2 protein-coding genes are annotated in these 2,664 nt (G+C 62.5%); both read right to left on the reverse strand.

From position 1 onward, the window contains the following. Positions 1–93: 93 nt before the first annotated feature. Positions 94–1,023 (reverse strand): PfkB family carbohydrate kinase, encoded by a 930-nt coding sequence (locus tag QMX98_RS33915; protein ID WP_077747987.1) that lies wholly within the window; start codon positions 1,021–1,023, stop codon positions 94–96. Continuing rightward, positions 1,016–2,482 carry a cytosine permease gene (locus QMX98_RS33920; protein ID WP_077747988.1) on the reverse strand — a complete coding sequence of 489 codons (1,467 nt, stop codon included), beginning with the start codon at positions 2,480–2,482 and terminating at the stop codon, positions 1,016–1,018. Before QMX98_RS33920 ends, QMX98_RS33915 begins: the two co-directional genes overlap by 8 nt. Between the last annotated feature and the right edge of the window lie 182 nt (positions 2,483–2,664).

The following is a 2,664-nucleotide window of genomic DNA, read 5'->3' on the forward strand; positions in this document are numbered from 1 at the left end:
GGCAAGCCTCGCTCCTACGGGTTCGGGTTGTAGCGAAAATCCGCGTATGACCAAATCCCTGTAGGAGCGAGGCTTGCCCGCGAAAGCGTTATGTCAGGCGCCGAAAGTCTTCCTGATTAATGCATTCACTTCAGCAGTCCCAGGCGAAGTCGCCGGCCCCCACCGAGTGACTGCCAGCGCCGCCGCCGCATTCGCCCGTCGCGCCGCTTCACTCGCCGACAACCCTCGCGCCAACCCGGCCAGAAACACCCCGGCATGGGCATCGCCAGCACCATTGCTGTCTACCGCTTCAACCTTGAAACCGGGCAGATGCTCTCGCTCGCCGCGCTGACTGATCCAGCACCCTTGCGGCCCATCGCGCACCACCATCAACACCTCGGCCGGCAGGTGATCGGTGAGCCTGTCCAGCGCCTCGGCAATGTCCGCCGCCCCGGTAAACCGCAGTGCCTCGACACTGTTGCTTGTCCACAGATCAATGCGCGGCAACAACGCCTGCATCAATGGCGCGTCCGGCGAGTCCACCAACGGGCCGGGATCGAACACCACGTTGATCACTTTCGGCAAACCCAGCACCCAATCCAGCAGCGCCTGGGCCTTGCCGACATGCAACAGGCTGTAGCCACTGACATACACGTAGTCACCCGCCTCGGCCGGCACGCTCGCCAGGTCCTCGGTGGTCAATTCGCCCTCGGCGCCGATGTAGGAAATGAAACTGCGCTCAGCCGAGGCATCGGTCACCGCAACGCACAACCCCGTATCCCGTTCGGCCTTGTGTGCGATGCCGATCCGAATGCCTTCAACCTTCATCGCCTCACGGGCCAGGTCGCCGAAACGACCGGTGCCATGACGACCGAGGTAGACCACCGGCAGCCCGTTACGCGCGGCGGCGGCCATCACGTTAAACCCTCCGCCGGCTTCGAAACTGGCGGATTGCGCCAGCACATCGCCGCCCGGTTGCGGCAGTTTGTCCACGGCCATGACCAGGTCGATGATGACCTGGCCGGTGTGCAGCAATCTAGGCATGAGCGTTCTCGGTCATTGCGGCACGACGATCCCTGGCCCCACCGAGTACAAAATAAATCCCGCCGGCCACCAGGAACGTCACGATCCAGCCCAGGCCGTTATGGCCCAGCCACGAATCCGAAAGAAAACCGCGGAACCAGACGTTTTGTTCGGTGGTGCCAATGGTGGTGAAGCTGAAGCCCAGCACGATCGCCAGCGCCCACGCGCCAAACGCGCGCCATTCGATACCGCCGTTGTACCAGTAGGCACTGCTCGGGCTGACGTCCAGCAAATCTTTGGGGCTGTAGTAATGACGATGTATCAGGTCAACGACGAAGATCCCGACCCACGCCGTGATAGGCACCGCCAGCAGCGAAATGAAGGTAATGAACGGGCCGTAGAAACTGTCGGCGATCAGCATGAAGTAGATCGAACCGGCGAAGATCGCGACGATGTCGACCACCACGGCGTAGACGCGCTTGACCTTGAGGCCGAGGGTCAGCGTGGTCAATCCGGCGGAATACACCGACAGGTTGTTCGACAGCAGCAGCCCGCCGAACGCGGTGATCAGGTACGGCACGGCCATCCAGGTTGGCAGCATGTCGCGGATCGCGATGATCGGATCGGTGGCCGAGGCCAGGTCGTTGTTGCCCACCGACAGCAGGCCGCCGAGGGTAATCAGCAGCACCAGCGGAATCCCCGCACCAAAGGCCGCCGACGCGACCAGGCGCACGGCTTTGACGCTGCGATGCTGATAGCGCGACATGTCGGCACCGGCATTGGCCCAGCCGATCCCGGTGCCGGCGGCCATGGTGCCGATGCCGATGATCATCGCGCTCAAAGGCGCAGGCGTGGCGTTGAACACCGCGCTCCAGTCGATGGTGGCGCAGAGGAAGCCGCCGACCAGAATGTTCAGCGCACCGAACACATAAGTCGCCCACTTCTGGATCACCAGCAAAGTAGCGTGACCAAGGCCGGAAACCGACAAAGTCAGCAGCACGAAAATCGCGATGAAGACCAGGGTCAACACCGGTGCGCTTTTGGCCTCCACCGGCGAACCGAACAGGATCGAGCACAGCGACAGCAGCACGAAGGCGGCGGTGGTGGTGTTGACGGTTTCCCAGCCCAGCCGCGACATCAGCGAAACCAGGGTCGGGCCGATGTTGCCGCGCACCCCGAAGATGGCGCGCGACAGCGTCAGGCTCGGTGCACGACCACGACGACCGGCGATGGAGATGATCCCGACCACCGCGAAAGAACCGGCGGCGCCGAGGATCGCAACGATGATCGCCTGCCAGATCGCCAACCCGCGAAACGCAACAAGCGTGGCACCTAGCGGCAGGCCGAGAATGGAAATGTTAGCCGCGAACCAGACCCAGAACAGTTGCAGCGGGTGACCGTTGCACTCCGCTTCCGGCACCGGTTCGATGCCGCGGGTTTCCAGTTGCCCGGCGCTTTGCCCGGCGTTCGATGAACTCATGAAAATGCTCCTGTTGCCTTTGTTGTGGTTGTGGGCAATGACGGAAGACGAAACTACATCCCGGCGATCCTGGCCGTATTCGTGCTTTCCATTGCGGGGTTATCAATTCGAATAGGCGGTGCGCCCATCGCGAGCAGGCTCGCTCCTACAGGGATAATGCAGCCGCACGGTACCTGTGGGAG

It is taken from the genome of Pseudomonas sp. PS02303 (assembly GCF_029959925.1).
Lineage (GTDB): Bacteria > Pseudomonadota > Gammaproteobacteria > Pseudomonadales > Pseudomonadaceae > Aquipseudomonas > Aquipseudomonas mandelii.

Excerpts from the sequence above, each read along its gene's own strand:
- QMX98_RS33920 (WP_077747988.1), bottom strand. The coding sequence starts at position 2,482 with ATGAGTTCATCGAACGCCGGGCAAAGCGCCGGGCAACTGGAAACCCGC.
- QMX98_RS33915 (WP_077747987.1), bottom strand. The coding sequence starts at position 1,023 with ATGCCTAGATTGCTGCACACCGGCCAGGTCATCATCGACCTGGTCATG.